The 16,562-nt window shown below is 48.4% G+C and carries 11 protein-coding genes, 3 tRNA genes and 2 rRNA genes; all 16 read right to left on the bottom strand.

All coding sequences use genetic code 11. The features are described from left to right. Window positions 1-113: 113 nt before the first annotated feature. Window positions 114-1,334: an ABC transporter ATP-binding protein gene (locus tag BLW59_RS06205; protein WP_074697043.1), complete on the bottom strand. Its 1,221-nt coding sequence runs from the start codon at window positions 1,332-1,334 to the stop codon at window positions 114-116. Further along, on the bottom strand, window positions 1,331-2,119 hold the full coding sequence (locus BLW59_RS06210) for an ABC transporter permease (RefSeq protein WP_074697045.1): 789 nt from the start codon (window positions 2,117-2,119) through the stop codon (window positions 1,331-1,333). The genes BLW59_RS06205 and BLW59_RS06210 overlap by 4 nt, the downstream gene beginning before the upstream one ends. Next, on the bottom strand, window positions 2,113-3,198 hold the full coding sequence (locus tag BLW59_RS06215; protein WP_074697047.1) for a glycosyltransferase family 4 protein: 1,086 nt from the start codon (window positions 3,196-3,198) through the stop codon (window positions 2,113-2,115). The genes BLW59_RS06210 and BLW59_RS06215 overlap by 7 nt, the downstream gene beginning before the upstream one ends. Continuing rightward, window positions 3,165-4,325: a glycosyltransferase family 4 protein gene (locus BLW59_RS06220; RefSeq protein ID WP_318258373.1), complete on the bottom strand. Its 1,161-nt coding sequence runs from the start codon at window positions 4,323-4,325 to the stop codon at window positions 3,165-3,167. The genes BLW59_RS06215 and BLW59_RS06220 overlap by 34 nt, the downstream gene beginning before the upstream one ends. Continuing rightward, entirely contained in the window at window positions 4,315-5,679 is a 1,365-nt protein-coding gene (locus tag BLW59_RS06225) for a mannose-1-phosphate guanylyltransferase/mannose-6-phosphate isomerase (RefSeq protein WP_074697049.1), read from the bottom strand. The genes BLW59_RS06220 and BLW59_RS06225 overlap by 11 nt, the downstream gene beginning before the upstream one ends. Before the next feature lie 134 nt (window positions 5,680-5,813). Continuing rightward, window positions 5,814-7,481 (bottom strand): DUF6311 domain-containing protein, encoded by a 1,668-nt coding sequence (locus BLW59_RS06230; protein ID WP_139283566.1) that lies wholly within the window; start codon window positions 7,479-7,481, stop codon window positions 5,814-5,816. 110 nt (window positions 7,482-7,591) lie between these two features. Further along, window positions 7,592-9,358, bottom strand: a complete 1,767-nt coding sequence (locus tag BLW59_RS06235) for a hypothetical protein (protein ID WP_074697053.1) — start codon at window positions 9,356-9,358, stop codon at window positions 7,592-7,594. After that, a complete protein-coding gene (locus BLW59_RS06240) occupies window positions 9,355-10,314 on the bottom strand; it encodes a glycosyltransferase family 2 protein (protein ID WP_074697055.1) in 960 nt (319 codons plus the stop codon). The genes BLW59_RS06235 and BLW59_RS06240 overlap by 4 nt, the downstream gene beginning before the upstream one ends. 14 nt (window positions 10,315-10,328) lie before the next feature. Then, window positions 10,329-12,164: a DUF6311 domain-containing protein gene (locus BLW59_RS06245; protein WP_074697057.1), complete on the bottom strand. Its 1,836-nt coding sequence runs from the start codon at window positions 12,162-12,164 to the stop codon at window positions 10,329-10,331. Between the two features lie 10 nt (window positions 12,165-12,174). Further along, window positions 12,175-13,647 (bottom strand): undecaprenyl-phosphate galactose phosphotransferase WbaP, encoded by a 1,473-nt coding sequence (gene wbaP / locus BLW59_RS06250; RefSeq protein ID WP_318258375.1) that lies wholly within the window; start codon window positions 13,645-13,647, stop codon window positions 12,175-12,177. A gap of 360 nt (window positions 13,648-14,007) precedes the next feature. Then, window positions 14,008-15,684, bottom strand: a complete 1,677-nt coding sequence (locus BLW59_RS06255; RefSeq protein ID WP_081348416.1) for an AAA family ATPase — start codon at window positions 15,682-15,684, stop codon at window positions 14,008-14,010. 64 nt (window positions 15,685-15,748) lie between these two features. Further along, a tRNA-Ser gene (locus BLW59_RS06260) sits at window positions 15,749-15,839 on the bottom strand. Window positions 15,840-15,853: 14 nt separating this feature from the next. Continuing rightward, window positions 15,854-15,929, bottom strand: a tRNA-Trp gene (locus BLW59_RS06265). A 6-nt stretch (window positions 15,930-15,935) separates the two neighbouring features. Continuing rightward, window positions 15,936-16,011 (bottom strand) — tRNA-His (locus tag BLW59_RS06270). A gap of 61 nt (window positions 16,012-16,072) precedes the next feature. Then, window positions 16,073-16,189: ribosomal RNA gene (gene rrf, locus BLW59_RS06275) — 5S ribosomal RNA — on the bottom strand. A 66-nt stretch (window positions 16,190-16,255) separates the two neighbouring features. Continuing rightward, window positions 16,256-16,562, bottom strand: a 23S ribosomal RNA gene (locus BLW59_RS06280); the annotation flags it as partial.

A 16,562-nucleotide genomic window follows, 5' to 3' on the forward strand; every position in this document is an offset into this window, starting at 1 on the left:
GTGCCTGGTTCGCCTCTATCTGCCTGATTGTCCTGCATGCTTCAGTTCCCCTGAATAATTTATCCAAAAAGCCATGCAGTATGCGTTTTATAAATCCCTTCATCATATCCTCCTTAGGAAATCCTTGTCTCAGCTCCTAAGTAGACCCCTCCTACAAAATGAGGCTTGCTATGGTTCACGACCTTGAAGACAACCGCCAGGTCGCGCCACTCATAATTGCTCTCATTGTGCGTCTCACCGCTGTGCAGTGCTACCGTGACGGAATAGTTGCCATTCCCCACATTCAAGGGGAAGCTGTATTCATAGGAGCGGCACTCACCATCCTTCATGGGCGAGGGGCCTTTTTCAGCATCATAGGAATTGATGCCATAGACATCTTCACCCAAGCGGTTCTTGATGAGGATACCACAGGATACATCAGCCAGGTCAGCTCGTGCCCTGCTTTCTACCCTGAGGGTAACTTTCTCTCCCACATCGAAGATCTCCGCCTCCTGCCCCTTGGCATTGAGGAGGGTGACAGACTCTATCACCGCCTGGCCGCTGCCTGAAATGGTCTTCACTGTGCCGTCCGCCTGCTTCTCCTGCCTGATGGGCTCTCCTTCGTTGCCTCCCAGCATGGCATTGTAATAATCCATGATCTCCCGGGGCTGGCCTATTTTCAGGATATTGCCATGATCAAGCAATACCGCCCTGTCACAGACAGCCTGGATAGCTGCTACATCATGGGACACCAGCAGCAAGGTGGTCCCCTCCTTGCAGAATTCCTTGATCCTGCCGAAGCTCTTGTGCTGGAAATAGCTGTCCCCCACGCTCAGGGCCTCATCCACGATCAGGATGTCGGGACGCTTCATGGTGGCTACTGCAAAGGCCAGACGGACCTGCATGCCACTGGAATAAGTGCGGACAGGGGCATCGACTGCAGCCCCGATCTCCGCAAATTCTTCTATCTGCTCCATATGGGCGCTTATTTCGTCTATGGTGTAGCCCAGGAGCTGGCCTGACATATAGACATTTTCCCGTCCCGTGAAGTCAGGATGGAAGCCAAGCCCCAGTTCCAGCAGGGCTGAGACCGAGCCTTCGAATTTGACGCTGCCCGTAGTGGGAACCGTAGTGCCGGTGATGATCTTCAGCAGCGTAGACTTGCCGGCACCATTCATGCCGATGATGCCTACCGCTTCCCCCTGGGCTATTTCCAGGCTGATGTCCTTCAGCACCCATTTCTCCTGATGGCGTGAGGAAGCAAAAGGCAGCAGCCATTCCTTCAGGCGGTCATTGGGCTTCTCATATATCTTGTAGCACTTGCTGATATTCTGTATGCTGATACTGCTGTTCATAACTCATCCACCAACTCTCCCACATGCTTGCGATAGAGGTGCAAAGACCAGGCGCTGAGCAAAAGAGAAAATGCCAAGACCCCAAAAAGCCCGATAAGATCAGGCAAGCGTCCATAGACAAAGATTGACTGATAGGCAGAGATGACATGATACATGGGATTGAGATTCATCAGCCAGACAAACTGCTTGGGGACGATGGTCAGCGGATAGACCACAGGCGTGAACCAGAACCAGAACTGCAGGATGACTCCCATCATCTGCCCAATATCCCTGAAGAAGACATTCAGCACTCCCAGGCCAATCCCCAGTCCCACAGTAAAGAGCACCTGTACCGCCAGAACCAGCAGCAGCAAAGGTGCCACAGACCAGGGGAACTTGCCGATGATCAGCATGAAGATGCAGAAGATGACAAACCCTATGATAAAATTCAGGAACGACGAACAAACCGTAATTGCCGGCAGGCAAATACGGGGAAAGGAAACCTTCTTCATCAGATTGGCATTGCTGAAAAAGACATTGATGCAGCCAAAAAGCATTTCCTGGAACATGCCCCAGGTAAGGACGCCGGCACAGAGATAGATGCTGTAGGAATAGGGCACACTCTCCATGCCTGCCAGCTTGCTCCTCATAACCTGCGAAAAAATAAGCGTGTAAACCAAAATCATGGCCAAGGGCTGGAAAACAGTCCACAGAACTCCCAGCATGGAGCCTGTATAGCGAGCCTTGAAATCACGCTTCACGCAACTGTATATGAATTGTCTGTAATGCCATATATTTTCTAGCATATGATCCTTACCATTCTTTCCATTATTTGTTCTGCCGTACTATGCCAGCTGTATTTGCGGCACTGCTCTGCACCTCTTGCTATGAGTCTTTCCCTAAGCTCTGCATCCTCCATCAGGGCAATTATTGCTCCCACCAGCTCTTTTTCATCATGTGGGTCAATATACAGGGCAGCCTCCTCCAACACCTCCGGCAAGGAAGCAGCACGGGCTGCTATCACCGGCGTGCCATAGGACATGGCCTCCAAAGGCGGCAGACCAAATCCCTCGTACAGTGAGGGATATACAAAGCAGCCGGCATATTTATACAAAGCGGCCAGCCTGCTATCATCCACGTACCCCGTGAACACCACATTGCCCGGAGCCTCATCAAACCCTGCCGTCTTGAACACAGCAGGATTCTGCTGGCCTGCAATGACAAACTTCACTTCTGGCAAAAGTTCCGCCGCCTGCAGCACCAAGCTGAAATTCTTGTGCAGGCTCTGGCTGCTCACAGCCAGGACGTAACTGCCCTCCATGAGGCCCAGTTCCGTCATGGTGCCCTCATCAGGCACTATTTTCTGCATATGTTCAGTACCGAGATAAACTACGCTTATCTTCTCCGATGATATTGCCAGATATCGTTCCAATTCCCCTTTGGAAAAATACGAATCTGTCAGAATCTGAGGCAAGCGCCTGCCCAGCACCCAGCTCATGAGCCTGTGCCAAAGCCTGTAACAGCAGCCATAGGCCTGGGGCACTGCCATGAAGGACACATCATGGAGTATGACAGCCTGCCTGGCTTTGAACAGAGGGGCACAGTTGCACAGGTTCATCAGGCATCCGTCACTTGCATGAAAAGGCAACTCCATCTGCTCCCAAAGAGTCCCCTGCAAATGCCCGCAGTCCCTGACAGCTATGTGCTTCAGCGCCAGCCTGCCCATGACACGCCTCGGCGTCAGCAGGACGATCTCATAAGGCAGGCCAGGTGCTATCTCATCCAATGCCTTCACGATCTCTGTTGCACAACGCTGCACTCCCGACAGCCTCTGAGCCAGGAATTTGCCATTTATGTAGATGGTTTTATGCTGTTTCTCAGACAATCATAATCTTCCTTCAAAATCTCGTGACAATAATTGCCAAAGGCCTTCCGAAAAGTATCTGCCGAAAACCGCTCTGCATTCTGCCTGCATCTGCCTGGCAGATATGCTCTTCCCTCAAAGGCGGCCACAGCCGCCCTGATGGCCTCCACGCTCTGCTCGCAGAAGAACACGCCTGTATCTTCCCTGATTGTTTCCACTGCGCCGCCTTTGCCATAAGCGATGACGGGAGTGCCACAGGCCTGGGCCTCCACAGGTGTGATGCCGAAATCTTCTTCAGCAGCAAAGACAAAAGCTCTGGCGTGCTGCATCCTCTCGATCAGAACCTCTCCTGGCTGATAGCCAAGCAACTCTATATTAGCACCAGCTATGGCTCTTATGTTCTCATAATCCGGACCATCGCCTATTACCACCAGCTTCTTGTCAGGCATGGCATTGAAAGCCTCAACGATGAGCTTCACTCGCTTGTAAGGCACCAGCCTTGAAGCAGTGAGATAATAATCTTCCTTTGTCTCGCAGCAAGTGAAGCTCTCCACATCAACAGGAGGATAGATGACCTTTGCCTCACGCCCATATACCTTCTTTATGCGCCTGGCTATGAAGGCAGAGTTGGCAATAAAGGCATCTACGCCATTGGCGGTGCGGGTATCCCAAATCCTCATGTAATGCAGTATCAGCCTGGCCAGCCAGCTTTTCACGCCTCTGGTGAGGTTTGCCTCCCTCAAATACTGATGTGTCATATCCCAAGCATAGCGAATAGGTGAATGGACGTAGGATATGTGCACCTGGTCCGGGCCCGTGAGGATGCCCTTGGCCACAGCGTGGCTGCTGGAAATGACAAGGTCATAACCTGACACATCCAGCTGCTCTATGGCCAGAGGCATCAAGGGAAGGTAAGACTTGTAGTGCTTCCTGGCCCCTGGCAGCTTCTGTATGAAGGTAGTACGCACTTCTTTGCCCTGCAGCCATGCCCGATCTTTTTCCGGCAGGAAATCCACCACAGCATATACGTCAGCATCTGGGAAAACCGAAAGTATGGCCTCCGCTACCTTTTCAGATCCTGCGAAGGTAATAAGCCATTCGCAGACCAGTGCCACCTTCAGAGGGCTTCGCCCGGCTTCAGAATTCAACTATATCATCCTCACCCAGATAAGTCCCATTGCGAATTTCTATGATCTCCAGGGGAATGCGCCCTGGATTAGACAGTTCATAACGTGTGGTCTGGGGAATGAAGGCCGACTCATTCTCATGTATCATCATGGTCTTTTCATCCCGTTTCACCTCAGCCGTGCCTGACAGGACAATGAAGTGCTCCGTGCGGTGGTAATGCATCCGCATAGGCAAAGTCTTCCCCGGCATGATACGCAGCTTGCGCATGACGTAGTTTTTGCCCTTGCCCAGTGCAGAGGAAGTGCCCCAGTAGTAGTAAAGAGTAGTGTGCTCCGTTGCTTCCTTGCGATTATTCTTCTTCAGGGTCTCCACTACATCCTTGACCTTCTGTGAATTTCCCTTTTTCGTGGCCACAATGACATCGTCTGACTCAATCAGGAGCAAATCATCTATGCCAATGCCGGCAATCAGCCGGTCATGGCCGATAAGGAGGGAATCCTTGCAGCCAATAGTAATGCAATCACCTTTGACCGCGTTCCCATCCTCATCCTTGGGCAGGATATCATACATAGCATCCCAGGAACCGATGTCATTCCAATAGCAGGAAAGCGGCACCATGCGCACCTTCCTGCTGAGTTCAGCCACAGCATAGTCAATGGAAATGGAGGGCATCTTGCCAAAGCTGTCACGGACTTCTCCGTAGTTCCTGCCTTCCATGAGACCAGTTATCTCAGGCTGATAAGTCGCCAGCTCATCCATTATGCAGCCCAGTGTGAAAGCGAACATGCCTGAGTTCCAGTAATAATTCCCCGCTGCCACGTACTCCTCAGCCAAGCCCAGATTTGGTTTCTCTTTGAAGGATCTGACCTTGAAGTTGCCATTCTCTTCAGTTCCAGCTTCGATGTAGCCATAGCCCGTCTCGGGGCTGCGAGGCTTGATGCCAAATGTGACAAAAGCATCCTCAGCTGCTACCTCAGCGGCCTTGGAAATGCAGGCACAAAAAGCACCCTGCTGTTTGATAACATGGTCCGCAGCAGCGATGATCATCACTTCATCCCGGCCACATTCCAGCTCGCTCTCGCAATACTTGGCCGCCAAGGCAATAGCCGGCGCAGTATTCCTGGCAACCGGTTCCAGCACTATATGGGCTTTCTCCGCATGGCAAAGCTCCAGCTCGCTCTGAACATGGTACAGATAACTTTCGTTAGTGACCAGCACGATATCTTCAGCTGGTACCAGGGAGAGGAACCGCTCCACCGTATGTACCAGCAGTGATTTGTCATCCTCCAAAGCCAGGAACTGCTTGGGATACGCTTTGCGAGAAAGGGGGAACAGCCTGGAGCCGCCACCGCCCGCAAGGATGATGACCTTCATGATAGTATTACACTCCTTCTAGAAAAGGACACAAAAATCCCTACGTTAAACTCTCTCCATTATAACGCAAAACGTCCTGCATAGCTAGTGCCATTAGCAACACAGCTCGGAAAATGCCTGCAGCACCTGGCTTCTCAAATGCCGAGCGGCTGCTTGCTGCCAAGCAGCACCCCGTTTATCTCATAGCAATTGAGCCCTTCATATAGCTCGAACTCTTTCCTGTCGGCTATGACATACAAAGTATCTTCCCTTGGCCTCCCTGACCTGAGCTCCCTTTGGAGCACTTCCTGCTCTGCCAGCAGCTGCTCCATAGGCATTCTGGCCAGGTAGAATTCTTTCAGCTTCACATTGTTCTTATATGCATAGTAAGAAAGCATCAGGCTGTAATCTGCTTTGTCATAGCGACAGTCCGTATAAGCCACATATTTGTGCTTTTTCATCATCTCATCAACTATTTCAAAATCTTTCAGCATCCCACGCCCTTCACCTGTGGCCTGGAAGTCCTGCCCTGCCTGTGCAGCCCTGGCATATCTGCCAAGGCCATCGTAGATATTGCAATGGATATTCTTTATGGCAGGCGAGAAATCTGCTAGTTGCACCGCCAACAGCAAGAAGGCCATCACTATCCCTGCCTTGCGCCACACGCCTTTGCCCTGGATCCCTGTCACCTTGGCCAGGGAAAACAGCAACAACAGATACGCAGGGATCCATATGAATCGTCCCGAGCATCTGAAAACCGACAGCACGCGATTCATCAAGTCCGGATAATGCACTTGGAAAAGGACCGTCTCGTGAAAGGCCACTTTAGGGAAAACAGCCATCATCATGCATATGAGGCAAAGGAACGCTACCGGTGCGTAATCCCCGCAAAGGCGCTCTCCCTTGAACTTTCCCCAAGCAGCCATGAAAAAAGCCACTGTGACCAGGAGTATCCCCCCCAATCCCAGATAAGAATATCCTTCCTGCTGCCCATCCACTACAGGATGCACAGGCATGAACTCAGACTGAGGCAGCAATATGGGGTTCTGAGAAGGCGCTGGCAAAACAGGATTGAAAAATGCATCAAGATTTGCACCAAATACACCTAAACTGGCTGCCCCCGCTGCCAACGGCAGTGAGAAAGCTCCCAGGATCCACATACTTGCAAAGACACTGGCCACATAGCAGCCCATAAGAAAGAAACATTCTTTTTTTTCTCCTGCTTTCCACCAATGCATATAAAGAGCAGCCAGCATGATCAGGAACACCATGGGGACAAAATAGCCATGTACCCCCACACAAAGCGCTCCCATGGCCCCCCAGACCAACCTCCATATATTTTTGCCAGCCAGCCAATCTTTGCAGAATAAGAAAATAAAAGCTAAAAGCAAGATCCATTGCGACCCCAGCGCCGTATGGGTATACATCCTATACATGAGCTGGGAGGCAAAAACAAAAAACAGAGAAAAAGCCCCGCTCAGCCATAACGAGGGGATGAAGCGACGCAGCAGCACAGCAGCCAGGCCTCCCTGCAAGACATAGCAAAGAAGCCCCCACAGCCCAAGATACTGGAAGGTTTCTGGCAAAAGAGGCGACATCATCTTGAAGAATACAGCGCAGGCAGGGATCACATCTGCATACATGGCACTAATCTCATGAGGCCACGCATATTCCGGAGTCAGGCCAAGGGGAAACGTCCACGGTGAACTGCGATACAGGCACCAGCCCAAATAATGCTGTGAAAGGTCGCCACCATTCAGCAGCCAGTTATCATCACACACATCAAGGATCTTTGTCCCGTATATGAAAAAAAATGACAGCATGCCCAAGACACTGCCAAGGGCAAACACCTTGATTATGTCACCTCGCCCAACAGATCCATTGCTCATCATACATTTCCCTTTCCCTTGAATTTCAAGCCAGCATGAGGCACCTACTTGGCAATGAAGGGCATCTCTGCATTATCATCGTTTTCATACAGGGCAAATCCGTTTTCGTACTTCTTGATGAAGCGCATGCGGGCATGATCCATCTCCGATTCAGCTTCAGGGCTGACCAGAAGATAATGCGCACTTTGATTATCAGGAGTGAAATCTCTGAAATACGGATTATTGATATGATTTTTTTCCTTCATGTCATGAAAGATAGATATGCTGAGATTCCCCTTGTATTCGGGAAAAATATGCCATACATCCTGAAACATCCTATAGCTGACAACCGAAATGCTGTTCGGATAGCAATCCAATAATGATGTACCACTGAAAGAATTAGGTGACACAATACACACAGCATCTTTTTTTATATCTTTCATATCCTGCGCCATGCTTACATATGCGCTTGAGAGGTCAGCAGATACTTCATACATCTGGCGAAATTGCTTATATATCATGCCCTGATTGAACAAAGATACCGAAAGCATAAGCACAGCCAGCAAGGCCGCAGCTTTGCGCTCATGGCGATGAAACATATAGCAGGCAACTGCCAATGCCACTGTGACTTCCCAAAAGACGTTTTTATGCTCCAAAACATATTTGAGCATCATCTGATCGACATGAGTTCCCGGATTGAAATTCCCCTTGAGAACTGCCTGCGCCACCAAAAACAAGATAACCATGGCAGCCAGCCATGTATATCTCATCTTTTCGCGTCCCAATTCCAACGCTTGCAGCGCCAAAGCAACATAGGGCAAGAACAGGAATGAGACATAGCGCATGTGCTCGCGCGGCGCCAGGCTGGGATAATCCTCATACAAAGTAACTGTATATGAGACTGCTGCCAGAGAAATCAGCAGGCAGAGGGTCAGAAAGACATACCTGTACCTTGCAGTTTTATCCAGTCCCTGCCAATAAGCTATAGGAATGATCACTGGGAAAACAAAAAACGCAAATACTGTCCGATCCAAATGGATCAGGCAGGCTTCAAAAAAATAAGCCATGCTTTCTGCAAAAGATGCCTTGGCAAAGCTGATCTGCGTTGCATAACTATTGCCAAGGCCAGAAAAGAAGATGCTGTTCACTGCCAGGAAAAGCACGCAGAACACACCAAAAGGCAGTAAGACCATCTTCCAGGGAAGCCTATTCCCCTCCCCGCGCATATGCATATAGATTCCAGTAAGCACATAAGCCAACGGCAATGCTGCACCGACTTCCTTATTCAAGTAGAGCAGATAAAAAGCCCCCCCCACCAGCAGGGGCAGCAAGCAAAATATTCTCTTGTCCTCATCACCCGCCAGCAATTTCCATGCCAGCAAGATGGTTCCTACCCCTAAGGGTATGTAGAGGTTTTCACTCATGAACGTCATGACGTATAACAAGTCGGGGCAGGCAAAGGCCAATGCAACTAAAAAAATCAGCTTTTTCCGACTCAAACAGCATGCCTTTCCCAAAAGTATCGCCAAGACCGGCAGGAAAGCCATATAAAATGAATTCAAGACAGATATTGTTTTCGTATAGTATTCCGTCCCCGAAAACCAGGCTGCGGGGAACAAGGCCAAGGGATACATGACCTTGGTAAAAGAAGCCTCTGTACATCTGATCATCAAATGACCATGATTGAATAATCCATCAGTGATCTGCAAGTATCTGAATTCGTCCGGATAAACACTCATTTGCTTGGGAAAATATGACAATACAGAAAGCAACACAAACGCAATCCCAAAGGCAGCCAGCAGCATAGCTTTATCACTTTTCAAGCCAATCATGCCTTATCAAAATCCCTTCCATTACGCATATATAGCGACAATATATTCATTTGCACCTCGAAATTCTTGCGGCTATTTTTTGCATTTGTATCCAAAATCAACCCGCAGACAATTGACAACAAAGAAGCCATCATCACAAAAGCACTGACAATCAGCGTAGGAATGCGAGGCACAAGACCGGAATGCAGATATTCCATGAAAACTGGCATGAAGAGTATTGCAGACATCAGCATCAGCACCAGTGACAATCCACCAAAGAAACGCAAGGGCTGATAGTCGCGATAAAGATTGAAGATGGTCATGAGGACTTTTGCCCCATCCGTATAGGTATTCAGCTTGCTCTCGCTCCCTTCCGGGCGGTCACGGTATGACACGGGGACATTTGCCAGCAAGAGATTCTTGTCAAGAGCATGGATTGTCATTTCTGTTTCTATCTCAAAACCTTGAGACAGAATGGGAAAGCTCTTGACAAACATGGGGCTAAAAGCTCTGTAACCCGTCATGACATCAATGATTTTTGTGCTTTTTTTATTCCATAAGGTATTGATGAACTTCCTGACTATCACGTTGCCAAAATTGTGGAAAGGACGCTTATTCTCCTCAAAATAAGTAGAAGACAGCCTGTCGCCAATGACCATATCGGCTTTGCCCTCCAGCACTAGTTTGCACATTTCTCTGGCATTTTCCGCAGGGTAAGTATCATCACCATCAATCATCAAATAACAATCTGCCTCAATGTCCCGAAACATAGACCGTATGACATTGCCCTTGCCCTGTCGGTATTCATGGCGTACAATCGCTCCCGCTTCGCCAGCCGCGGATACTGTATCATCTTCAGAATTATTATCGTAAACATATATATCTGCTTCTGGCAAAGCCACTTTATAATCTTCAACCACCTTCTTGATGGTCATGCCTTCATTATAGCATGGTATCAATACTGCTATTCTTTTCATGATCTACAACCTTCCTACTTTTTGCTCCCTAAAAGCAATCCGTTCACTTCGTAGAAAGAACGCCCCTCATACTGCCTGGCTGCATCTCTATCAGCTATGACATACAATGTATCTTCCCTTGGCCGCCCTGCCTTCAGCTCGTTTACGAGCACCTTCTGTTCAGCCTGCAACTGACTATCTGGCATTCTTGCCAGGTAAAAGGCGTTCATCTTGACTTTATTCTTATACGCATACCAGGAAATCATAAGGCTATGGTCAGTCTTATAAACATAATTATAAGGCCATTGTTCCAGTTTTGCCGAAGGCAAAACTTCCTCTTGGCCTTTCAACGAGGCGGGAGATATTAACTCGCCGCCTGTTAGTAAGTTACCGCCCCCACTTATAGAAGTGGAGGACATCTTGTACTCGTTATAATCCGTATAGGCAACATAATCATATTTCTTCATCAAATCATCAATGACGTCATAATCATCAAGCAGTTCACGCCCCTTCCCAGTGGGATGAGTCTCTTTGCCGTCCAGGGCTGCCTGGTAGTATCTTCCTATGCCATCATATATATTCCTATGAAGATTCCTGACCTGAGTGGAGAAATCTACCATCTGAAGCATGAGCATCAGGCATACCATAATGCTCCCTATCTTCAGGCCCAAGATTTTTCCCTGCATACCTGCAGTTTTTACAATCGCCAGCAACAGGAGCAAATAAGTAGGTATCCATATGAACCTTCCATTCCCCCTGAAAATTGACAGCACACGGGTCATCCAGTCAGGATAATGGACATGGAAAACAATGGTATCATGAAAAGCTACATTTGGGAAAACAGCCATAAGCATACAACCAAACCACAACAACAGCATCGGAGCATAGGCACCACAAACTTGCTTTCCCCTGATTTTTTCCCAACAAATTCTCAAGAAGGCTGCCAATACTAAGATAATTCCCCCAAGGCCTAAATAAGCATACCTATCAAGCTGTCCCGGAGAAATATGATAGCTTGGCATGAACCTCGACATTGTGGGCAAGATTGGATTGAAAAAGGCATCGAGGTTCGCTCCATAGGTGCCATAATCTGTTGCATTTGCGGCAACATGGAGCGAAAATGCTCCTAAAATCCACATACTAGCGATGACACTGAAGGCATATGCTCCTATCAGCAGGAAGCATTCCTTTTTCTCTCCAGCCTTCCACCAATGCATATAAAGTGCTGTCAGCATTATAAAGAAAACCATGGGCACAAAGTAGCCATGCACAAACACACAGAGTGCTCCTGTCGCCCCCAATGCTATTCTCCATGCTCTCTTGCTTCCAAACAAATCCCTGTTGAATAGGAAAATCAAGGACAGCAGCAGTATCCACTGGGCTCCAAGTGCTGTATGCCCAAACATGTGATACATTATTTGATAGCCCACAATGAAGAATAAGGACAGCATGCTGCCCAGCCATACCTGCGGGATGAAGCGATGCAACAGAACTGAGGCCAGGCCTCCCTGCAATGCATAACATAACAAGCCCCAAATACCGAAATACTGGAATGTATCAGGCAGCAACGGAGAGAGCAGCTTGAAAAACACAGCACAAACAGGAATGACATCTGCATACATGACACTGATTTCATAAGGCCACGCAAATTCCGATGTCAGTCCGATGGGAAACGTCCAGGGCGAACTGCGGTACAGGCACCATCCCAAGTAATGCTGTGTAAGATCACCACCAGTAAGGAGCCATGCATCGTAGCGAACATCAAGTATCTTCACTCCATATATGATGCAAAAAGCAAGTATTCCAAATGCACTGCCCCCCAAAAAAGGACCGATGTTCCCTCTCCTTCCCATCTCCAATTTTTTTTTCATATACTTTCCCTTAATATGCTCCTTTTCCGCTGAATACCACCCTGACAGTCTTCAGAAGGTATATCAAGTCAATCCACACCGACCAATTCCGCACATACCAGGAATCCATATGTACCCGTTCTTCATAAGTAGTGTCACTGCGCCCGTTTACCTGCCACATTCCCGTGATGCCAGGGGGCACTAGGATGAAGTCACGGAAATACTCTCCGTACTTGATGATTTCCCGCCGCACAATGGGGCGCGGTCCCACCAGGCTCATTTCTCCCTTGAGAACATTTATGAGCTGAGGCAACTCGTCCAGGCTCGTCTTGCGAAGAAAGCGTCCCACTCTGGTAATGCGTGGATCCTCCTTAAGCTTGAAGGCTTCCTCCCACTCTTCCATGGCCTCTGGATTTTCCAACAAATATTCCCTAAGCTTTTCCTCAGCATCTGGTACCATGGTGCGAAACTTATAGCAAGGAAAAACTTTTTTCCTCTGCCCGATGCGCAGATGCGCAAAGACTACAGGGCCAGGACTGTCTATGTAAATAGCCAGAGCGATGATGAGGCCTACAGGAAAAGCCACAGTCATGCCAATCAAAGACACAGTCAGGTCAAAGACACGCTTGAGAAATCTATTCCAAACTGAAGCTAAATTATTCTTGACGCCTATGACCATCATGCTTTCATCTACCAGGCAGCCAACTTCTAAATTCCCTACCGGCAACCCAATGAAGTCCGGTACGAAAGAAATATGCTTCACAAAAGGCTGTATGCTGTCTACCATAGTCAGCAATTCCTTATTAGACAGCCCTGGAGCAGTTATGATTACATGGTCAACAGCTGTTTCCCTGACAATTCTTTCCACATCGGAAAATTTTCCCAAAATAGGGTACTCTGCTGCCAGTTTTGCAGAAACAGGATGATCATCCAAAAAACCAATTACCCGATAGCCATAGCCAGTGTCACGATGAAAAGACTTCAGTACCAATTCAGCAGTTTTTCCCGCTCCTACAAAGAGCACGGGGATCTGCAGGAGATTGTGGCTGCACAAAAAGCGTTTTATCACATAGCGCAGGGATATTATGGAAGTAAAACTGAAAATCCAAGTAAAGCCCACAAAAAGCCTTGATACCCCTGCTGATACTTTGCCGAAATACATGAGCATGAGAATCATCAGGATAGCATAAAGCACAGCATAGAACACTTTCTTGGTCAGCTGCCAAAACGCCATGGTGGAAAGATAAGTTCCCATAACGTGAAGGAAACATAAAAAAAGGACAGGCACTATCAAGAAAAAGTACATATCAGGTATATCAAAAAAGGGGCTGGGCATCCCCGGAAGATATCGACGCAAATATAAGGCCATAGTCTCAGCCAACACCACAGCCAAATAGTCCCCCCCCATCAAAAGCAAAGGTAGGAGGGCATGCTCATGCCTTTCCCGGGAAGATAGGCGCATTTCCTGCAAATCAGTTTCGTCGTCTGCCCGTCTGCGTGTCATTATTCGCCAATTTCCTTTCTGTAAAAATATGGACTGCTTCAACTTACAAAAGTATAGCATAACCCACTTCTGAAAACAATGGAAGCACCTTGCCTGAGTGCGAAAGAAAAGGCTCCAGCCGAAGCTGAAGCCTGATGTTTCATAGTGGCGGAGTGGAGAGGATTCGAACCTCCGCACCAGTTACCCAGCCTAACGATTTAGCAATTCGAACATTTTAGTTTTTATAGTGTTTTGTAGTATTCTCCGTATACAATTATACCAATTTCAGTACACATTGTCCACCGAAGCCACACCGTTTCATTTCAAACTGCCCCCCTTACTGCCCCCCTCCACTAATTGCTGCCAACTCCACTCGTTGCCTCAACCACAAACCAAACGCAGTTTCTTGCCATAAAAGGCGATGCCATACTTCCAGACGTTATCAACACCCTGCTCACGGAACTCAGCCAGGTAATCCATCTGTCCAATCTGAGCCAACGCCGCCTCAGCTGTTTCTTGCAGTGACTCTTCGCTGTCAGCAACCTTGAACTCCATAATCACGCCCGCCTGTCCCGGCTCGCTTGGGAAAATCCCCAAATCGAAACGACCATAACCACTCTCGCGGTTTGACTTGACACGGTATCTGGGCAAGAACCATGCCGTCAGCCCCAATAGGAATCCATGATAAAAGCTTTCCTTATTAGCAGTGTCATGGAAGCTGGCAATCTGTTCCAGATACTTCTGCAATCCTTCAGAGAACTTCTCAGCCTGTCCTTTGGCCAGACAGGTCAGCACATTGCGGAGGTCAGTCCGGGCCATCCTGCCACGATAGCGATTCAGGACTTCCTTGCGGTAAACTGTGGCAATCTCCCTGTTGGGTATAGCCAGCGCGCAGATATGCTCCCCATCCTCCAAGCGGTTCTCTATCGCACTCAGATACCCTGTAGTCAGTAGCATAGTATACAAGGCATCCTTATTGGTATAGATATCGGAGTAAATAACAGCCTCATCTATCAGAACCTCTATAGTCTCTCCATCCAAAAGGCTGCACAGCTTTTCATCATCTTCAGAGTCTGCATGCTCCATCATCTCACCGATAATGGCATTGCCGGACGTATTCAGCCAAAACACCTGTGGCTGGCACCCCTGCTGGAAGTAATTGATAACAGACCAAGGATTATAGATTTCCTGTCCTGAAATAGTATAGCCATCATACCAGTGCTTTATTTCATCCACGCGGTCACCAACGCCAAGGTCTGTCGCCATTCTCTCGACTTCAGCCTGAGTAAAGCCCATGGCATCAGCAAAACGCCCCTGCACCACACTGGATACTTCCAGATTATTCAAGGAGCTGAAAATTGTCTCCTTGGCAATGCGAAGCACGCCGGTTATGATACCGAAATCCAAGGCCGAATTGGATTTGAATGCCGAGCCCATAAAATTCCGCATGAAAGCAATGGCCTCTTCGTGAAAATGATACTGCCACCCTTGCTGGGCGGGAACATCATATTCATCTAAGAGAATCACGACTTTGCGCCCATAGTATTTATATAGGAAGGAAGAAAGCGCACGGAGACTGTCCTCCACATCATCCCTCGTACCCTTCATGGCACGAATTTTCTCATAATATTTACGTTCCACCGCTCCAAGTGGAGAATTATCCGAAACAAGGCATGAGAACTTTGCATACGCTTCAGACATGATACGCCCAAGCCTTTCTAACATTTCCGGCATATCCGTCTTTTTGGCATCATTTAATGTCAGAAAAATCACAGGACGCTTTCCCTGCTCTGACATATACCTCTCGCCACAGGCCGCAATATTCATTCCCGCAAATAAAGCACGGTTTTCCTCTGCATGCTCATTGGTAAAGAAATAATAGAGCATACTCATGGTGAGCGTCTTGCCGAACCGGCGAGGCCTGGTTATAAGCGTGACTTCGCTGCGCCTGTCTACCAGTTCCTTGATGAACCCTGTCTTGTCAACGAAGTAGCATTCTTCGCGGAGTTTTTTGTAATCGTCTACTCCCACAGGAATTCGCCGCATATAATCGCCCATATATCTCACCTCTGACCATATAAAGAAAAAGCCCCAGCCGAAGCTGGAGCTTGATGTTTCATAGTGGCGGAGTGGAGAGGATTCGAACCTCCGCACCAGTTACCCAGCCTAACGATTTAGCAAACCGTCCTCTTAAGCCACTTGAGTACCACTCCGTTATGAAATTTAATGGCAGGGGCAGTAAGACTTGAACTCACAACCTACGGTTTTGGAGACCGTTGCTCTACCAATTGAGCTATACCCCTATGATATGGGGCGACTTATGGGGGTCGAACCCATGCATGCTGGAGCCACAATCCAGTGTGTTAACCACTTCACCAAAGCCGCCATTGTACCCCGTAAAGGGATAAGCGATTCGCACCCCGCTAAAGCGGGTGCTCCCTGCTTAAACCGGCAACTTCCTATCCTCCCAGCCCGTCTCCAGGCAAGTACTTTCGGCCTCTTGGTGCTTAACTACTGTGTTCGGAATGGGAACAGGTGGATCCATTCAGGCATCGCCACCAGATATTCAGTTGAAAGATTGCTCTTTCAAAACTATACAGAAGAATTTTATGTATTGAACACTCTAGATTAAGTTAAGCCCTCGAACTATTAGTAGTAGTTAGCTTCATCCCTCACGGGACTTCCACACCTACCCTATCAACCTTGTCTTCTTCAAGGAGTCTTACTAGCTTATGCTATGAGATACTTCATCTCGGGACGGGCTTCACGCTTAGATGCTTTCAGCGTTTATCCCTTCCGGACGCAGCTGCCCAGCTGCACACCTGGCGGCATGACTGGTTCACCGGCGGTCCGTCCACTCCGGTCCTCTCGTACTAGGAGCAGTCTCCCTCATGTATCTTACGCCCGCGATGGATATGGACCGAACTGTCTCACGA

The sequence above is a fragment of the Selenomonas sp. KH1T6 genome (genome assembly GCF_900108415.1).
GTDB classification, from domain to species: domain Bacteria; phylum Bacillota; class Negativicutes; order Selenomonadales; family Selenomonadaceae; genus Selenomonas_B; species Selenomonas_B ruminantium_A.